General features: G+C 28.9%; 14 protein-coding genes. 13 read left to right on the top strand and 1 reads right to left on the bottom strand.

Annotation, left to right across the window (positions count from 1 at the left end; genetic code table 11):
* The first annotated feature begins 146 nt into the window (after positions 1 to 146).
* The 6 genes from AC2JAQ_RS13080 to rpsA all read left to right on the top strand — a co-directional run bounded on the left by AC2JAQ_RS13080 (position 147) and on the right by rpsA (position 6100).
* Positions 147 to 1892 carry a DUF262 domain-containing protein gene (locus AC2JAQ_RS13080; protein WP_488456838.1) on the top strand — a complete coding sequence of 582 codons (1746 nt, stop codon included), beginning with the start codon at positions 147 to 149 and terminating at the stop codon, positions 1890 to 1892.
* Positions 1893 to 2129: 237 nt separating this feature from the next.
* Entirely contained in the window at positions 2130 to 3032 is a 903-nt protein-coding gene (locus AC2JAQ_RS13075; protein ID WP_488456837.1) for a 3'-5' exonuclease, read from the top strand.
* Between the two features lie 85 nt (positions 3033 to 3117).
* Positions 3118 to 3525 (top strand): CBS domain-containing protein, encoded by a 408-nt coding sequence (locus tag AC2JAQ_RS13070; protein ID WP_488456836.1) that lies wholly within the window; start codon positions 3118 to 3120, stop codon positions 3523 to 3525.
* A 185-nt stretch (positions 3526 to 3710) separates the two neighbouring features.
* Positions 3711 to 4475, top strand: coding sequence for a peroxide stress protein YaaA (yaaA, locus tag AC2JAQ_RS13065; protein WP_488458804.1), 765 nt, complete (start codon positions 3711 to 3713; stop codon positions 4473 to 4475).
* A 106-nt stretch (positions 4476 to 4581) separates the two neighbouring features.
* Positions 4582 to 4785, top strand: a complete 204-nt coding sequence (locus tag AC2JAQ_RS13060; protein WP_488456835.1) for a heavy-metal-associated domain-containing protein — start codon at positions 4582 to 4584, stop codon at positions 4783 to 4785.
* A 178-nt stretch (positions 4786 to 4963) separates the two neighbouring features.
* The gene (gene rpsA, locus AC2JAQ_RS13055; RefSeq protein WP_488456834.1) at positions 4964 to 6100 is read left to right on the top strand and encodes a 30S ribosomal protein S1; all 1137 of its coding nucleotides are present in this window, start codon (positions 4964 to 4966) and stop codon (positions 6098 to 6100) included.
* Between the two features lie 165 nt (positions 6101 to 6265).
* On the opposite strand, the gene pyk is transcribed toward rpsA, so the two are convergent.
* Complete coding sequence (pyk, locus tag AC2JAQ_RS13050) at positions 6266 to 7690, bottom strand: pyruvate kinase (protein ID WP_488456833.1); 1425 nt, start codon at positions 7688 to 7690, stop codon at positions 6266 to 6268.
* Positions 7691 to 7814: 124 nt separating this feature from the next.
* Between pyk and AC2JAQ_RS13045 the strand changes: the two genes are divergently transcribed.
* The 7 genes from AC2JAQ_RS13045 (at position 7815) to mreC (ending at position 14621) form a co-directional block, all read left to right on the top strand.
* Entirely contained in the window at positions 7815 to 9266 is a 1452-nt protein-coding gene (locus AC2JAQ_RS13045) for an aminoacyl-histidine dipeptidase (protein ID WP_488456832.1), read from the top strand.
* Positions 9267 to 9372: 106 nt separating this feature from the next.
* The gene (locus tag AC2JAQ_RS13040) at positions 9373 to 10191 is read left to right on the top strand and encodes a PHP domain-containing protein (protein WP_488456831.1); all 819 of its coding nucleotides are present in this window, start codon (positions 9373 to 9375) and stop codon (positions 10189 to 10191) included.
* 200 nt (positions 10192 to 10391) lie between these two features.
* Entirely contained in the window at positions 10392 to 11183 is a 792-nt protein-coding gene (locus tag AC2JAQ_RS13035) for an SPOR domain-containing protein (protein WP_488456830.1), read from the top strand.
* A 226-nt stretch (positions 11184 to 11409) separates the two neighbouring features.
* Entirely contained in the window at positions 11410 to 11988 is a 579-nt protein-coding gene (locus AC2JAQ_RS13030) for a Maf-like protein (protein ID WP_488456829.1), read from the top strand.
* Positions 11989 to 12034: 46 nt separating this feature from the next.
* Entirely contained in the window at positions 12035 to 12718 is a 684-nt protein-coding gene (radC, locus tag AC2JAQ_RS13025; RefSeq protein ID WP_488456828.1) for a RadC family protein, read from the top strand.
* Positions 12719 to 12737: 19 nt separating this feature from the next.
* A complete protein-coding gene (locus AC2JAQ_RS13020) occupies positions 12738 to 13766 on the top strand; it encodes a rod shape-determining protein (RefSeq protein ID WP_423239975.1) in 1029 nt (342 codons plus the stop codon).
* A gap of 3 nt (positions 13767 to 13769) precedes the next feature.
* A complete protein-coding gene (mreC, locus tag AC2JAQ_RS13015; RefSeq protein ID WP_488456827.1) occupies positions 13770 to 14621 on the top strand; it encodes a rod shape-determining protein MreC in 852 nt (283 codons plus the stop codon).
* Positions 14622 to 14634: the final 13 nt, after the last annotated feature.

The following is a 14634-nucleotide window of genomic DNA, read 5'->3' as shown; positions in this document are numbered from 1 at the left end:
TAGACAAATTAAATTAATTTTGTTATAATAAAATAATGATATATTTTATGAAAAAAAGCCTTAAATGGCTTTTTTTCATGAGTAGAGTTATTAAGTAAAAGAGGACTTTAAATAAATAGCAAAAAAATTTAGGAGGCATGTATATTTTGTTTACAGAAAAGGTAAAAGCAAAAGAATATTACATAAAGGATTTATTAAGTAATAAGTTCTTATTTGAAATTCCAGATTATCAAAGAGCGTATTCTTGGACTAAAGAAAATTTAAAGCAATTAGTTGATGATATTTGGGAGTCAGTAGAATTAAATAAAAGCAGAGGTAGTAAAGAGTTTGATCAATATGAGCCATACTTCTTAGGTAGTATCGTTTTATGTTCTAAAGAATATAAAGATGACGGATGTGGTATATATGATGTAATAGATGGGCAACAAAGACTTACATCAATCATAATGTTAATCGCTACTATAAGAGATTTAGTAGATAATGAAGAGTATAAAAAAGTATTATCTGGTTTAATATATCAAGAGCCAAATATTCTTATGGGAATTAAAGAAAGCATAAGAGTTAAAGCTAGAGGAAAAGAAGAAGAATTCTTCAAAAAGTACATATTAACTAATGGAGGAACTGACTTAGTTAAAGACTTAGACATAACAGAACTTTCAGAAGCTAAACAAAATATGGTTAATGCAATAGAAGTATTTAGATCTAATTTCTTTAATGAAGAAGGAGAACTTTTAGAAGAAAAGTTAAATGAGTTTATAGTTTACTTACTTCAAAAAGTTGTACTTGTTGTAATAACAACTGAATCATTTACTTCAGCATTTAGATTATTCAATGTAATAAATGCAAGAGGATTACCTTTAACAGATTCAGATCTTTTAAAGAGTGAAAACTTAAGAGTTATAAATCCTGAAATAAGAAAGGAATATACTGACATTTGGGAAAATCATGAACAAGATTTAGGTAAGGAAAAACTTGACCAAATAATAGGATTCATGAGAACAATGAAGCTTAAAAGTAAGGCTGAAGAAAGTGTATATGAAGAATTTAGCAAGAAGATATTTAGAGCCGAGCCTGAATATTTAGGAGTTAATTTTGTAAATCACTTAACAGCTATAAAGGCTTTATATGATAAGTACATAGTAGATGGAACTATTGAAGGAGTATCAGAAGAGGACAAGATCTACTATAAGAATTTAATAAATATAATGAGAGAATTCCTACCATATGATGAATGGATGGCAGCAGTTATTAAATTCGCTGAGAAGTTTAATGATGATAAATTAGTTTTAGACTTTGTTAAAGTTCTAGAGAAAAGACTTGTTATTGATTGGGTAAATGGAAATTCATTTGCAGATAGATTAAATAGAGTTTATGAAATTTTAGAAGTTATAGAAGAAAAAGATTCTTTAGAAGAAATAAAAGAAGCGCCAGTATTCTTATATGATTTAGAAAGAACAACAGCATACTTTGAAAATGCTTTAAATGATATAGACTTCTATAGCAAAGGTAGAATGATGATACCTAAATATATTTTCGTAAGACTTGATATGGAAAAGAGACCAAATGAAACATTAGATTATAGTGATAAGATTATGATAGAGCATGTTCTTCCTAGAAATGCTAAAGAAGCTTACTGGAAGGAAAACTTTACAGCAGAGCAAAGAAGAAACTGGGCTAATAGATTTGGAAACTTAGTTATAATATCAGGAGCTAAGAATACAAGAGCTAATAATAAGGCTTTTGCTGAAAAAGTTGAACAATACTTAAGCAAAAAGAGTGATTTTGCTGTAACTAAGGAAGTTTTAGAATTATCAGATTGGAATATGGATTCATTAAAAGATAGACATGAAGATTTAGTAGAAAGATCATTAGAACTTTGGACTAAATTCTAAAATTTGTTAAGCACTGAACAAGAAAAAAGTTCAGTGCTTTTTATTTAAATAAAAGTTTAATTTTGTCTATTGAAAATTATAATATAACTCAATAAAATAAAAGTTATGAGATAAGATAAAATGGGGTTTTGTGTTGAGAATTTTAGTTAAAAAATAATAATAATTTGATTTTAATGAAAAAATTAAAATTTCATGGCATAATTATATATGGATATAGATAGTGAGAGGATGTAGAGAATGGGGTATGTAATAATAGACCTAGAATTTAATAATATGCAAAATATTACAAAATTTTATCCTAATATTTATAATGAGCACAAGGAATTAAAGGAATTAGATTCCTATAATGAAATAATAGAAATTGGGGCTATAAAATTAAATAAATTTATGCAGAAAGTAGATGAGTTTAAAACATATATTAAGCCATCAGTGTTTAAAGTTTTAAATCCTAAGATAATTGATATAACAGGAATAACTGAAGAGAATTTAAAAGATGGAATTAAATTCGAGGATGCTATGGACAATCTTAAAGATTTTATTGGAGAAGATGATATACTTTGTTCTTGGGCAACTGATGATATTGTTCATATAGTTAATAATGCAAAGTATCATTGCTATAACAATATAAGTTGGATAAAAAAATATATTGACATACAAAAATATTGTACTAAAATTTTAGCTCATAAAAAATCTTTAAGTTTAAAGCATGCCTTAGAAGAGCTAAAAATAAAGATAGACACAAGTAAGCTGCATGATGCATTAAATGATGCCGTTTATACAGCTGAGGTCTTTAAAAGACTTTATAATGTTAAAAAAGTAAAAGAGTATATAGTAGAAGATGTATATAATATGCCATCTATTAGGGTAAAAGATTTAAAAAATTATAATTTAGAGTATGAAGATGTAGAGTTTAAATGTCCGAAATGCAATGTGAAAGTAGAAATGGAGCATCCTTTTAGACTATTTAGTTGGAGATTTGTATCCATAGGAAAATGTCCAAAATGTAATAGAAATGTGAGACAAGAGGTAGTTTTGAAAAAGACTCTGTCTGGAAATTTAGTTTATGAATCTACAAACTCTTTAATAAATGATACAGAATATATTGATCTTGATTATAAATTTAAAAAATTAGCTAAATGACAACATATTGTCACTAAAAAAAACATATGTATGGTAAAATAAAAGTAGAACAATTATTATAAAAAATTAGGGGAACTGATATATTATGAATATTGCTTTTTTTCTAACACCAAAAAGTGAAGTGGCTTATGAATATACAGATGCAACAATGAGACAAGTTATTGAGAGAATGGAGCATCATGGATATACAGCTATTCCACTTATAGATAAAACAGGAAAATATGTAGGCACTTTAACAGAGGGGGACTTGCTTTGGACATTAAAGAGAAATCCAGAGCTTAATTTTAAGAATACTAATACTGTTAGTGTAAGAGAGATACCAAGAAGAGTAAAGCATAAAAGTGTTTGCATTAATGAAAATATGGAAAGCTTAATATCATTAGCTATTTCTCAAAACTTTGTACCAGTTGTTGATGACAATGGTATATTTATAGGGATAATAAAAAGAAGTGATATAATAAATCACTGTTATAATAGTCTATATAAAAATTAATTTAAGGTCAAAGGACCTTAAATTTTTTTGCTTTTTAATAGAAAAAATATTGATTGAATCTTCTGAAAGTATTATTATTAATTATATTTAAATAATTTTATAATAATATGTTTAGGATATTTTCAAATAAAATTATTTTATTATATAATATTTTTAATCAAATTAACGAGAAAGAGGTGATACTTATACTAGCTTTATTATCGCCTGCAAAAACTTTAGATTTAACAAAGGTAAAATTAGATATAGAAACAAGTAAGCCTAGGTTTATTAATGAGGCTGAAACTATAATGCATGATTTAAAAGAGTTAGAGGTTCATGATTTATGCTCATTAATGAAAATAAGCGAAGATTTAGGAGTCAATACATTCACCAAAATTCAAGATTGGAATACAATTTATTATGGTGATGAAAAACCTTTCGTATTGTCATTTAAAGGAGAAGCCTATAGAGGATTAAATGCAGATGATTTTACCAAGGATGAATTAGAGTTTTGTAATGAATCTCTAAGGATATTATCAGGTCTTTATGGTATTTTAAAACCACTAGACGGAACAAAGGCATATAGATTAGAAATGGGAACAAAAATTTCGATAAGTGGAAGTAAAAATCTTTACGACTTTTGGGGAGATAAAATAATAGAAGCTATTTTAGAAGATTTAGAAAATCATGATGAAAGGGTTATTATAAATTTAGCTTCTAATGAGTATTATAAGTCTGTAAGGGAAATCGAGAAAAAGGTTAGAGTTATAACTCCTGTGTTCAAGGAAAGAAAAGGCTTTGAATATAAGGTGGTTACCGTATACGCAAAGAAGGCAAGAGGAGAAATGGTAAGATATATAACTCAAAATAATATAACTAAATCAGAGGATTTAAAAAATTTTGATTTGGATGGATATGAATTTAATAAGGAGCTTTCAGAAGGAGATACATGGGTATTTACTAGAGGTTAGTTAAAAATCATAGATATTAAAAAATAAGGAATAATATTTATGAATTATTATATAAAATTAAAGTATATTATATAAATAAACTAAAGTTTTAAGGAGAGATTTTTTTATGAGCAAACTTATTTTAGAAATCGATGGAATGTCATGTTCAAATTGTATTAGACATGTTGAAGCAGCTTTATTAGATGTTGATGGGGTAGAGGTTTTAGAAGTAGAAGTTGGTAGAGCTGTAGTTGATACTGAAGTTGATGAAGACACTTTAAGAGATGCTTTAGAAGAAGTTGGTTATGAATTAGTTTCAATTGAAGATTAAGTACATTAATTACCTAATAGCAAGATGTTATTAGGTAATTTTTATTTGGATAAAACTGTAATAAAAAATATATATTACTTGTTTTCTTTTATATACTTATGTAAAATATTTTATAAAGTAAACCTTAAAAAAGTTGTTTCGTGAGTTAGTTTACGGAATATATGAAGGAGATGTAAAAATGAGTGAAAATCTTACAATGTCAGATTTAATGGATAGCTTTGAATTAAAGCATTTTCATAAAGGTGAAATAGTTAAAGGAAAAGTTATAAGTGTAAAAAATGATGAGATAATAGTTAATATTGGTCATTTTGCAGATGGAGTAATACCAAGAAATGAAATTTCAAATGACAAGGATTTTGATATAAACTCAATAAATGTAGATGATGAAATATTTGTAATGGTCTTAAGTGGTGATGATGGAGATGGAAATGTCCTGTTATCTAAAAAAAGAGCAGATGCAATAAAGATTTGGGACGATTTAAAAGATGCTTTCGAAAAAGAAACATCAATAAAGGTTTCATTAAAGGAAGTTGTTAAAGGTGGAATAGTAGGAGACTTTAATGGTATTAGAGTATTTATGCCAGCTTCTCAATGTGCAGGAAGAAGAATAGAAAACTTAGAAGAATTAGTAGGAAAAACTTTAGAAGTTAGAGTTATAGAGTTTAATAAAGACAATAGAAAAGTTGTTGTTTCAAAAAGAGTAATAGACGAAGAAATAAGAAACAATGAAAAGAAAGCTCTTTGGTCTTCAATTAAAGAAGGAGAAAAAAGAACAGGAAAAGTAACTAGATTAGCTAAATTTGGTGCTTTTGTTGATATTGGTGGAGTAGAAGGATTAGTTCACTTAAGTGATATGTCATGGTCAAGAGTACATAAGCCAGAAGAGGTTGTTGCTGTTGGTGATGAAGTAGAAGTTTTTGTTTCTGAAGTTAATATGGAAAGAGAAAGAATAGCACTTTCATTAAAAGATGTTGTTAAAAATCCATGGGAAACATTAGAAGGTTTAAAAGCTGGAGATGTTGTTAATGGTAAAGTAACTAACTTTATAAAAGTTGGAGCTTTTGTTGAAGTTTTACCTGGCATTGAAGGATTAGTTCACATTTCAGAAATCAGTGATGAAAATATAGCTAAGCCATCAGATGTATTATCACTAGGTCAAGATGTTAAAGTTAAAATCTTAAACATAGATGATGAAAATAAGAAAATGAGCTTAAGTATAAAAGATGCTATAGAAACTTCAAATGAATACATGCAATACAACGATGAAGAAGAAGGTTATTCATTAGCTGACCTATTCAAAGGATTAAATCTATAGGCTTTTAAAATAAAACTTATAAATATATTCTGAGAATTATTGTATTTCACTAAGAATTTATAGCAATTATTCTCTTCATACTATTTATAAGTTTTATTTATTTAAAAGTTCTATAGAATTAAAAAAGTATAGTATTAATAAAATACTATACTTTTTATGTTTATATTAAATTTTTTCGATTTTTAGCATGTTTGTTCCGCCAGTTATTGATGTTGGGAATCCAGCGGCTACCATGATATTATCTCCAGCCTCAGCTATTTCGAATTCTTTTGCCACTTTTCTAGCTTCTTGTATAATTTCATCTGTACTATTGAAGTAAGCACATTTTTTAGAAATTATTCCGAAGTTTAAAGCAAGACTTCTTCTAACTTTTTCATATGGAGTAATAGCTATTATTGGACAGCTAGGTTTATACTTTGATAATATCTTAGCAGTTGCACCAGTCTGAGTAGCGGCTACAATAGCTTTTGTAGGGAATTTACTAGCTGTTTTTGATGCTGAGTAGCTTATTGCATCTGCGAAAGCATTTGGATCTGGATTCGGATCCTTTAATCTTCTTAAAAGATATTGATAGTCTAAGTTTGCTTCAGCTTTTTTAGCTATTTTAGACATTGTCATTGCAGCTTCAATAGGGAAGCTACCAGAAGCACTTTCGCCACTAAGCATTACAGCATCAGTACCATCAAATATTGCATTACATACATCAGAAGCTTCAGCTCTAGTTGGTCTTGGATTTCTTATCATAGAGTCTAACATTTGAGTGGCTGTTATAACTATTTTACCTGCTTGATTACATTTCTTTATTATATCTTTTTGTATTACAGGTACATTTTCAATAGGAATTTCAACCCCCATGTCTCCTCTAGCTACCATTACACCATCAGTAACTTCTATAATTTTATCTATGTTATCTACGCCTTCTTGATTTTCTATTTTTGATATTATTTTTATGTCTTTTCCATCATGGGAATCTAATATTTCTCTAACTTCAAGTACATCTTCTGGTTTTCTTATGAAAGAAGCAGCAACAAAGTCAACTCCCATTTCACAACCAAAAATTAAATCAGATTTATCTTTCTCTGTCACAGCAGGAAGCTTAATTTTTACATTAGGTACATTAACACCTTTATGATCTTTTATTGTACCACCTTCAATAACTTCACATATTATATCAGTTCCACTGACTTCTTTTACTTTGAATTCTAAAAGTCCATCGTCAACAAGTATTGATCCACCAGGTTTTATGTCTTCATATAGTTCTGTATAAGAGATTGAACATTTAGTGTTATCACCTAATATTTCATCTCCGCAAGAAAATGTGAATTCATTACCGTCTTTAAGTTCAGCTTCACCATTTTTAAACTTATGAGTTCTTATTTTAGGACCTTTTATATCTAGTAAAATAGCTGTAGCTGATTTTTCTTCTTTTCTAAGTCGCTTAATAAGTTCAATTTTTTCTTTATGACTTTCATGATCCCCATGAGAGAAATTTAATCTCGCAGCATTCATACCTATTCTAATAAATTGTCTTAGAATTTCTTCTGAATCACTTGCAGGACCAATTGTAAATATCATTTTTGTTTTTTGCATAAAAACCACCTCATTTTGTTTAAACTAAAATAGTTTAGTGATTGTTTTAAAAGTTTGATATAATAGAATAAATTATTAAATTAATTATATTTTACCACAACAAAATAGGAAAGGATGGATAAAAATGAATATATTAAAAGGTTTAGAACCACAAAGTGTTTTTAAATATTTTGAAGAGATATCACAAATTCCTAGAGGATCAGGAAATGAAAAAGGAATTAGTGATTTCTTAGTTAATTTCGGAAAGAGCTTAGGTCTTGAAACAATACAAGATGAAGCCTTAAATGTAATAATAAGAAAGCCTGCAACTCCAGGTTATGAAAATGCACCAGGTGTAATAATACAAGGTCATATGGATATGGTATGTGAAAAAAACAAGGATACTATACATGATTTTGAAAAAGATCCTATTGAATTAAGAATAGATGGTGATTATATATATGCAACTGGAACTACATTAGGTGCCGATAATGGTATAGCAGTAGCTTATGGAATGGCTGTTTTAGCTTCAAATGATATAGTACATCCAGCTATAGAGCTTTTAGTGACAACTGATGAAGAAGTTGGAATGGGTGGCGCAATTGCTTTAGATGGAACTCTAGTAAAAGGTAAGTATCTTTTAAACATAGATTCAGAAGAAGAAGGAAAACTTTTAGTAAGCTGTGCAGGTGGAGCTAGAAGTGAAGTTACTTTACCAATAAACTTTGAAGAAATGGGAAAAGACTTTGAAATCTATGAAATCATGTTAAGAGGACTAAAAGGTGGTCACTCTGGAATGGAAATAGATAAACAAAGAGGAAATTCTAATAAGTTAATGGGAAGAGTATTAAATGATATTAATGCTAACTGTGATATTAGATTAATATCAATTAATGGTGGATCTAAAGTTAATGCTATTCCAAGAGAATGTGATACTTTATTAGCTGTTAAAAAGGATGACGTTAAGAAATTAGAAGAATTAATTCAAAAGTGGGATTCAATATTAAAAGATGAATACCATGCTAATGATAATGGTGTTAATGTAACTTTAGTTAAAAAAGAAGAAAATCATAAAGTATTCTCTAAAGATACTACATTTAAAGCAATAAAAATAATGAACTTAATTCCTGATGGAGTTGATACTTATAGCATAGAAATGAAAGGATTAGTTCAAAGTTCAACAAACTTAGGAGTTGTAACTACAGAATCAGATAAAATAGTTTTTGCTAGTTCAACAAGAAGCTCAGTTGAAACTTTAAAAACTAAACTTCTTACAGAGATATCTGATATTGCAGAGGTTTTAGGAGCACAATTTGAAATACAAGCACCATACCCAGCTTGGCAATACAATCCAGATTCAAAAATAAGAGAACTTTGCAGCAATGTTTATAAAGATATGACAGGGGAAGAACCTGAAATAGTAGCTATTCATGCTGGATTAGAGTGTGGATTATTAGGAGAAAAAATAGAAGGATTAGATATGATTTCATTTGGTCCTAATATGTATGATGTACATACTCCAAATGAGCATGTTAGCATATCTTCAGTAAAAAATGTTTGGGATTTCCTAGTTGAAATATTAAAAGCTATAAAATAATAGAAATAATTTTAGGTTAAGTACTTAGTGTACTTAACCTATTATTTTATTAGATTTATTAGTAAATAATAAAAATAAACATAATAGACTTTAGGAGGAGATAGACGTGGATTTAGTAAGAGCAGATTTACATATGCATACTAGAGCTTCTGATGGAACACTTATGCCAAAAGAACTATTGAAAGAAATAGTTGAAAAAGATATAAAATTATTTTCAGTAACAGATCATGATTCCATAGGAAGTCTAGATGAAATGCAGAAAATGACTAAGGAAATGGATATTAAATTCATACCCGGAGCAGAGGTTTCAAGTATAATAAATGGAGAGCAATTTCATATATTAGCTTATAACTTTGATAAGAATAACAAAGAGTTAATAGGCTTAATAGAAAATAATGATAGATTGCTTCAAAAGAAGGATGATGACTCCATAAAACAATTAATTGATGCTGGATATGATATAGACTTTGAAGATTATTTAGCTTATGAACATGATCCTTCAAAAGGAGGATGGAAAACTCTTAATTTTTTAATTGATAGAGGAATATGTAAGAACATAGATGAGTTTTTCAATAAAATATTTGTGGGAGAGAGAGCCTTAAAATATCCAGATTTTCCTCATCCAAAAGAAGTCATAAAAACAATAAAAAAAGCTGGAGGAATTGTTGTTTTAGCTCACCCTAAGTATGGGAAATCACAGTTTGAGTTAGATGAAATGTTAGAATTATTCAAAGAATGGGGAGTACAAGGAATAGAGTGTTACCATCCTCATCACGATGAAGAGACAATAAAATACTTAGTAGATTATTGTGAAAAAAACAATTTGATAATAACAGGTGGATCTGATTATCATGGAGGTTTAATTTCTAAAAGAAGTTTAGGAACTCCAGAGTTTTATACAAGAAGAGATTTACTTGATAAATAAAGTTTTATATTAGCTTTATTAGAGCCTAATCTTTTATAAATCTAATTATATTAGATTTATAAAGCAGGTTTTAATAGAGCTTTTTATTTGTTATTAAAATGTTAAATTTAGGAAAAATAAAATTATAAGAAGGAATTTTACAAAATATGTAAAATAAATATATTAAGTAAAGTTAAAATCAAAGAAAGGTTGGGGAAAGGGTGAAATACACTAGAATTGATGTAAAAAATAAAAAGAGGAGTAGTGGTAATAACAATAATAATAATGATGGGAAAAACTTTATCTTGCTTTTTATTGGAGTTATTGTTGTAGCTCTTGTAATATCAACTATAATGTCTAAATTTATATGGCCAGAAGGCAAAAAGACAGCAAGTAAGGAGCAAATAGAAGCAACTACTACAGAGGGAGAAAAAAAACCAGAAGGAAATAATGAAAGTCCTGGTGGAGAAGAAAAGCCAAAGGATAATAAAGTTGTTTCTGAGAGCAAAGAAGGGCAAGAATATGTAATGGTTCAATGTGGCTTCTATTCAAATAAAGAAAATGCTAATAGTGTAAAAGCAGACCTGAAAGAGGATTATATAGCAGTTTCTTTAAGTGAAGCAGAAAACTATAGGGTAATAGTCCATATTGGAAATGAAGAAGAGGCCAATAAACTTTCTAATGAATTGACAGAAAAAGGCGTAAGCAATACTAAGGGAAGATTTTTTATTCCAAAGGCTGATACATGTAGTAATGAAATTATAGAAATAGTTAATGGGTATGTAAATATAATAAATAAATTAAAAGAGGATTCTGTTAAGGGTGTTAAAACAACTGAGTTTAAGACATGGGTTAATGGATTAGAGGAAGATAGTGATTCTGAATATTTTCCAATTTTCAAAGAGTTAAAGGATGGGGTTAATGAAATTCCTGAAGAGATAACTAAAGAAAATATAGAAGAAAGTTACCAAATAGTATTTAATACTTTAAATAAATTTAAAGTAAACAAATAATTGTAATTTATTTTTAATTTATATTAATATATTTTTAAATTATAATAAAAATGAAAGAGCTTAATTCTCTTTCATTTTTTTCTTTATAATTTGCGCTATATGTATATTTATACTTGTTTATAAAAATAATAAATGATAAACTATATAAGATAAGAAAACAAGGCCTTATTTTAGGAAAAAATAAGATTATTTAGAAGCTTTTTATATTATAAGGTAAGGTGGAAATATGAAAATTATTTTAGCTTCAAAATCTCCAAGAAGAGTTGAAATTCTTGGAAAATTAGTTAAAGAATTTAGTGTTGTTGAATCAAAGTTTGATGAAAATACTATGGACTTTAATGGAGACGTTGAAAAGTATGTTAAAGATTTGTCTAGAAATAAAGCTATAGAGGTATCAAGAAGGATTAATGAGCCATCTATAGTTATTGCTGCGGATACAGTTGTTTTTCAAGATGGAAAAGTTTTGGAAAAGCCTAAGAATGAAGAAGCTGCTTATAGTATGTTATCTTCATTAAGTGGTAATACTCATAAGGTATATTCAGGTATTTGTTTAATAAATACTGCGGATGATACTGTAATGACTGATTACGACTGTACAGAAGTAAGGTTTTCAGAATTAACTGATAGACAAATAAGAAATTACATAAATTCTGGTGAGCCTATGGATAAAGCAGGAGCTTATGGAATTCAAGGCTTAGGTGGTGCTTTTGTAGAGGGTATAAATGGATGTTATTACAATGTCATGGGATTGCCCTTGAATAAATTATATAAAGCATTAGAAAAATACGACATAACAATACTTTAGAATTATTTTCAATGGGCATGTTAATTTCTAAACAAGGAGTTGTAATATGTCTAAAAACCTAAAAATTAATGAAATTCCATCATGTGAAAGACCAAGAGAAAAATTGCTGTTTTATGGAGCACAATTTTTATCTAATGAGGAGCTTTTAGCAATAATACTTAGAACTGGAAATAAGGATTCAAATGTAGTTGAATTGTCTTATAGAATAATACATAGTGTTGGTGGACTAAAAGGACTTTTTAAAGCTTCTGCTAAGGATCTCATGAAAGTTAAAGGTGTCAAAGAGGCTAAGGCAACTCAAATTTTAGCAATGTGTGAATTATATAGAAGATTTAAAGCTTCTGAATTTATACAAGTTAAAATTTCAAAGCCTTCAGATGTAGCAGAATTGGTTTTAGATGAATTAAGAATGCTACAGCAGGAAGTGTTGATACTCTTAACTCTTGATACTAAAAATAAGGTAATATCTAAAAAAGAGATATTCAGAGGTGGATTAAATTCATCTTTAGTACATCCAAGAGAGATATTTAGAGAGGCTGTGAAAGATAGTGCAGCATCTATAATTATATGTCATAATCATCCTTCTGGCGACCCAACACCGAGTAGAGATGATATAAACATAACAACAAGACTCAAAGAGTGTGGGAAAATGATGGGTATTGAGCTTTTAGATCATTTAATAATAGGAGATAACAGATTCATAAGTCTTAAAGAAAAAGACATATTGTGATTAGGAAAGGGGATTAAAAATGGGTTTATTTAATTTTGGAATGACAAAAGACATGGGTATAGATTTAGGAACTGCAAATACTCTAGTGTTCGTTAAAGGAAAGGGGATCGTTTTAAGAGAACCTTCAGTTGTTGCTATAAACAACTTAACAAAAAAATCTTTAGCTGTTGGTACTGAAGCTAAACAAATGATAGGTAGAACACCTGGAAATATCGTTGCTATAAGACCGTTAAAAGATGGAGTTATTGCAGATTTCGACGTTACTCAAACAATGCTTAAAAGATTTATCGAGAAGATAACTAATAAGAGTGCATTCACAAGCCCAAGAATAATAGTATGCTTCCCTTCAGGAGTAACTGAGGTTGAAAGAAGAGCAATCGAAGAAGCTACTAAGCAAGCAGGAGCAAGAGACGTAATATTAATGGAAGAGCCAATGGCTGCCGCAATAGGAGCAGGTCTTCCAGTTGATGAGCCTACAGGAAGCATGATAGTTGATATCGGTGGAGGTACTACTGAGGTTGCTATTATATCATTAGGTGGAATAGTTACTAGCAAATCACTAAGAGTTGCTGGAGATGAATTAGATCAATCAATAATAAACTACATTAAGAGAGAATTTAACTTAATGATAGGTGAAAGAACAGCTGAACAAATAAAAATGGAAATTGGATCAGCTTACAAAGTTGATGAGAATGAAGAAGAAGCAACAATGGATATAAAAGGAAGAGATTTAATATCAGGACTTCCTAAAGTTGTTGTTGTCGATGCTGGTCAAATAAGAAATGCTTTAAAAGAGCCAGTTTCATCAATAATAGAATCAATCAAGACTACATTAGAAAAAACACCACCAGAATTAGCAGCTGATATCATGGATAAAGGAATAATGCTTGCTGGAGGCGGAGCTTTCCTAAAAGGACTAGACGAACTTATATATAAAGAAACAGGAATGCCTGTTCATATAGCAGAATCACCTCTTGACTGTGTTGCCTTAGGTACAGGAAAAGCTTTAGATAAGTTTGATCTAATAGTTAAACAACAAAGAGGATAGAATATGAAATTCTTCAAGAATAAACTGGCAGTAACTGTTATAGTACTGTCAGTTGCCTTTTTAGGAATAATTATGTTTACTGTTAAGAGTGATTCTAAAAATCCAATTTCAGGCGGAGTTGGTACTGTTTTAAACCCTGTTCAGAAAGTGGTTTATACTATAAGTGATAAAGTTCATGATGTCTTTGATTTCTTTTATAATTTTTCTAATGTTAAGAATGAAAATACTGATTTAAAAAAGAAAAATTTAGAATTAGAAAATAAATTAGTTGAGTATAACGAGTTAAAACGTCAAAATGATGTTTTAAAAGGAATAGTTGATTTTTCTAAAGAAAATGATCAATATAAGTATATTGGTACAAACATAATAGGAAAAAGTGGAGATAGCTTTGTTCAAGGGTATACAATTGATAAAGGTTCAGATCAAGGAATTAAGAAAGACTACATAGTAATATCTCCAGAAGGGCTAGTTGGAGTGGTTACAGAAGTTCACTCAAGCTGGTCAAAAATACAAACATTATTAAATGAAAATGTGGCTGTTGCATCTACAGTAGAAGGGGAAGCTAATGCTGGGGATGGAATAGTTAAAGGATATAGAAGCGGAAATGAAATGCAAGTTGAAATAACTAACTTACCTATGAATTCCACAATAAAAGATGGAGATGTGGTTGTTACATCAGGTCTTGGTGGATATTATCCGAAGGGAATAAGAATAGGTGAAGTAACATCAGTAAAATCAGATGATGTTAAAGTTATGAAGACTGCTACATTAAAAACATATGTTGATTTTAATAATTTACAAGAATTATTTGTAGTTGTACCACCGGCAGAAAGAGATGGTATAGTTCAGTATTAGAAAAGAGGGGATA

The organism is Clostridium sp. LIBA-8553 (genome assembly GCF_057782465.1).
This window is presented reverse-complemented; position numbering and strand designations above follow the sequence as displayed.

What these genes read in the sequence shown, in the direction of transcription:
- rpsA (WP_488456834.1), top strand. Translation starts at nt 4,964, where the DNA reads ATGAGTGAAAATCTTACAATGTCAGATTTAATGGATAGCTTTGAATTA.
- AC2JAQ_RS13070 (WP_488456836.1), top strand. Translation starts at nt 3,118, where the DNA reads ATGAATATTGCTTTTTTTCTAACACCAAAAAGTGAAGTGGCTTATGAA.
- AC2JAQ_RS13020 (WP_423239975.1), top strand. Translation starts at nt 12,738, where the DNA reads ATGGGTTTATTTAATTTTGGAATGACAAAAGACATGGGTATAGATTTA.
- pyk (WP_488456833.1), bottom strand. Translation starts at nt 7,690, where the DNA reads ATGCAAAAAACAAAAATGATATTTACAATTGGTCCTGCAAGTGATTCA.
- mreC (WP_488456827.1), top strand. Translation starts at nt 13,770, where the DNA reads ATGAAATTCTTCAAGAATAAACTGGCAGTAACTGTTATAGTACTGTCA.
- AC2JAQ_RS13030 (WP_488456829.1), top strand. Translation starts at nt 11,410, where the DNA reads ATGAAAATTATTTTAGCTTCAAAATCTCCAAGAAGAGTTGAAATTCTT.
- AC2JAQ_RS13075 (WP_488456837.1), top strand. Translation starts at nt 2,130, where the DNA reads ATGGGGTATGTAATAATAGACCTAGAATTTAATAATATGCAAAATATT.
- AC2JAQ_RS13060 (WP_488456835.1), top strand. Translation starts at nt 4,582, where the DNA reads ATGAGCAAACTTATTTTAGAAATCGATGGAATGTCATGTTCAAATTGT.
- AC2JAQ_RS13045 (WP_488456832.1), top strand. Translation starts at nt 7,815, where the DNA reads ATGAATATATTAAAAGGTTTAGAACCACAAAGTGTTTTTAAATATTTT.
- radC (WP_488456828.1), top strand. Translation starts at nt 12,035, where the DNA reads ATGTCTAAAAACCTAAAAATTAATGAAATTCCATCATGTGAAAGACCA.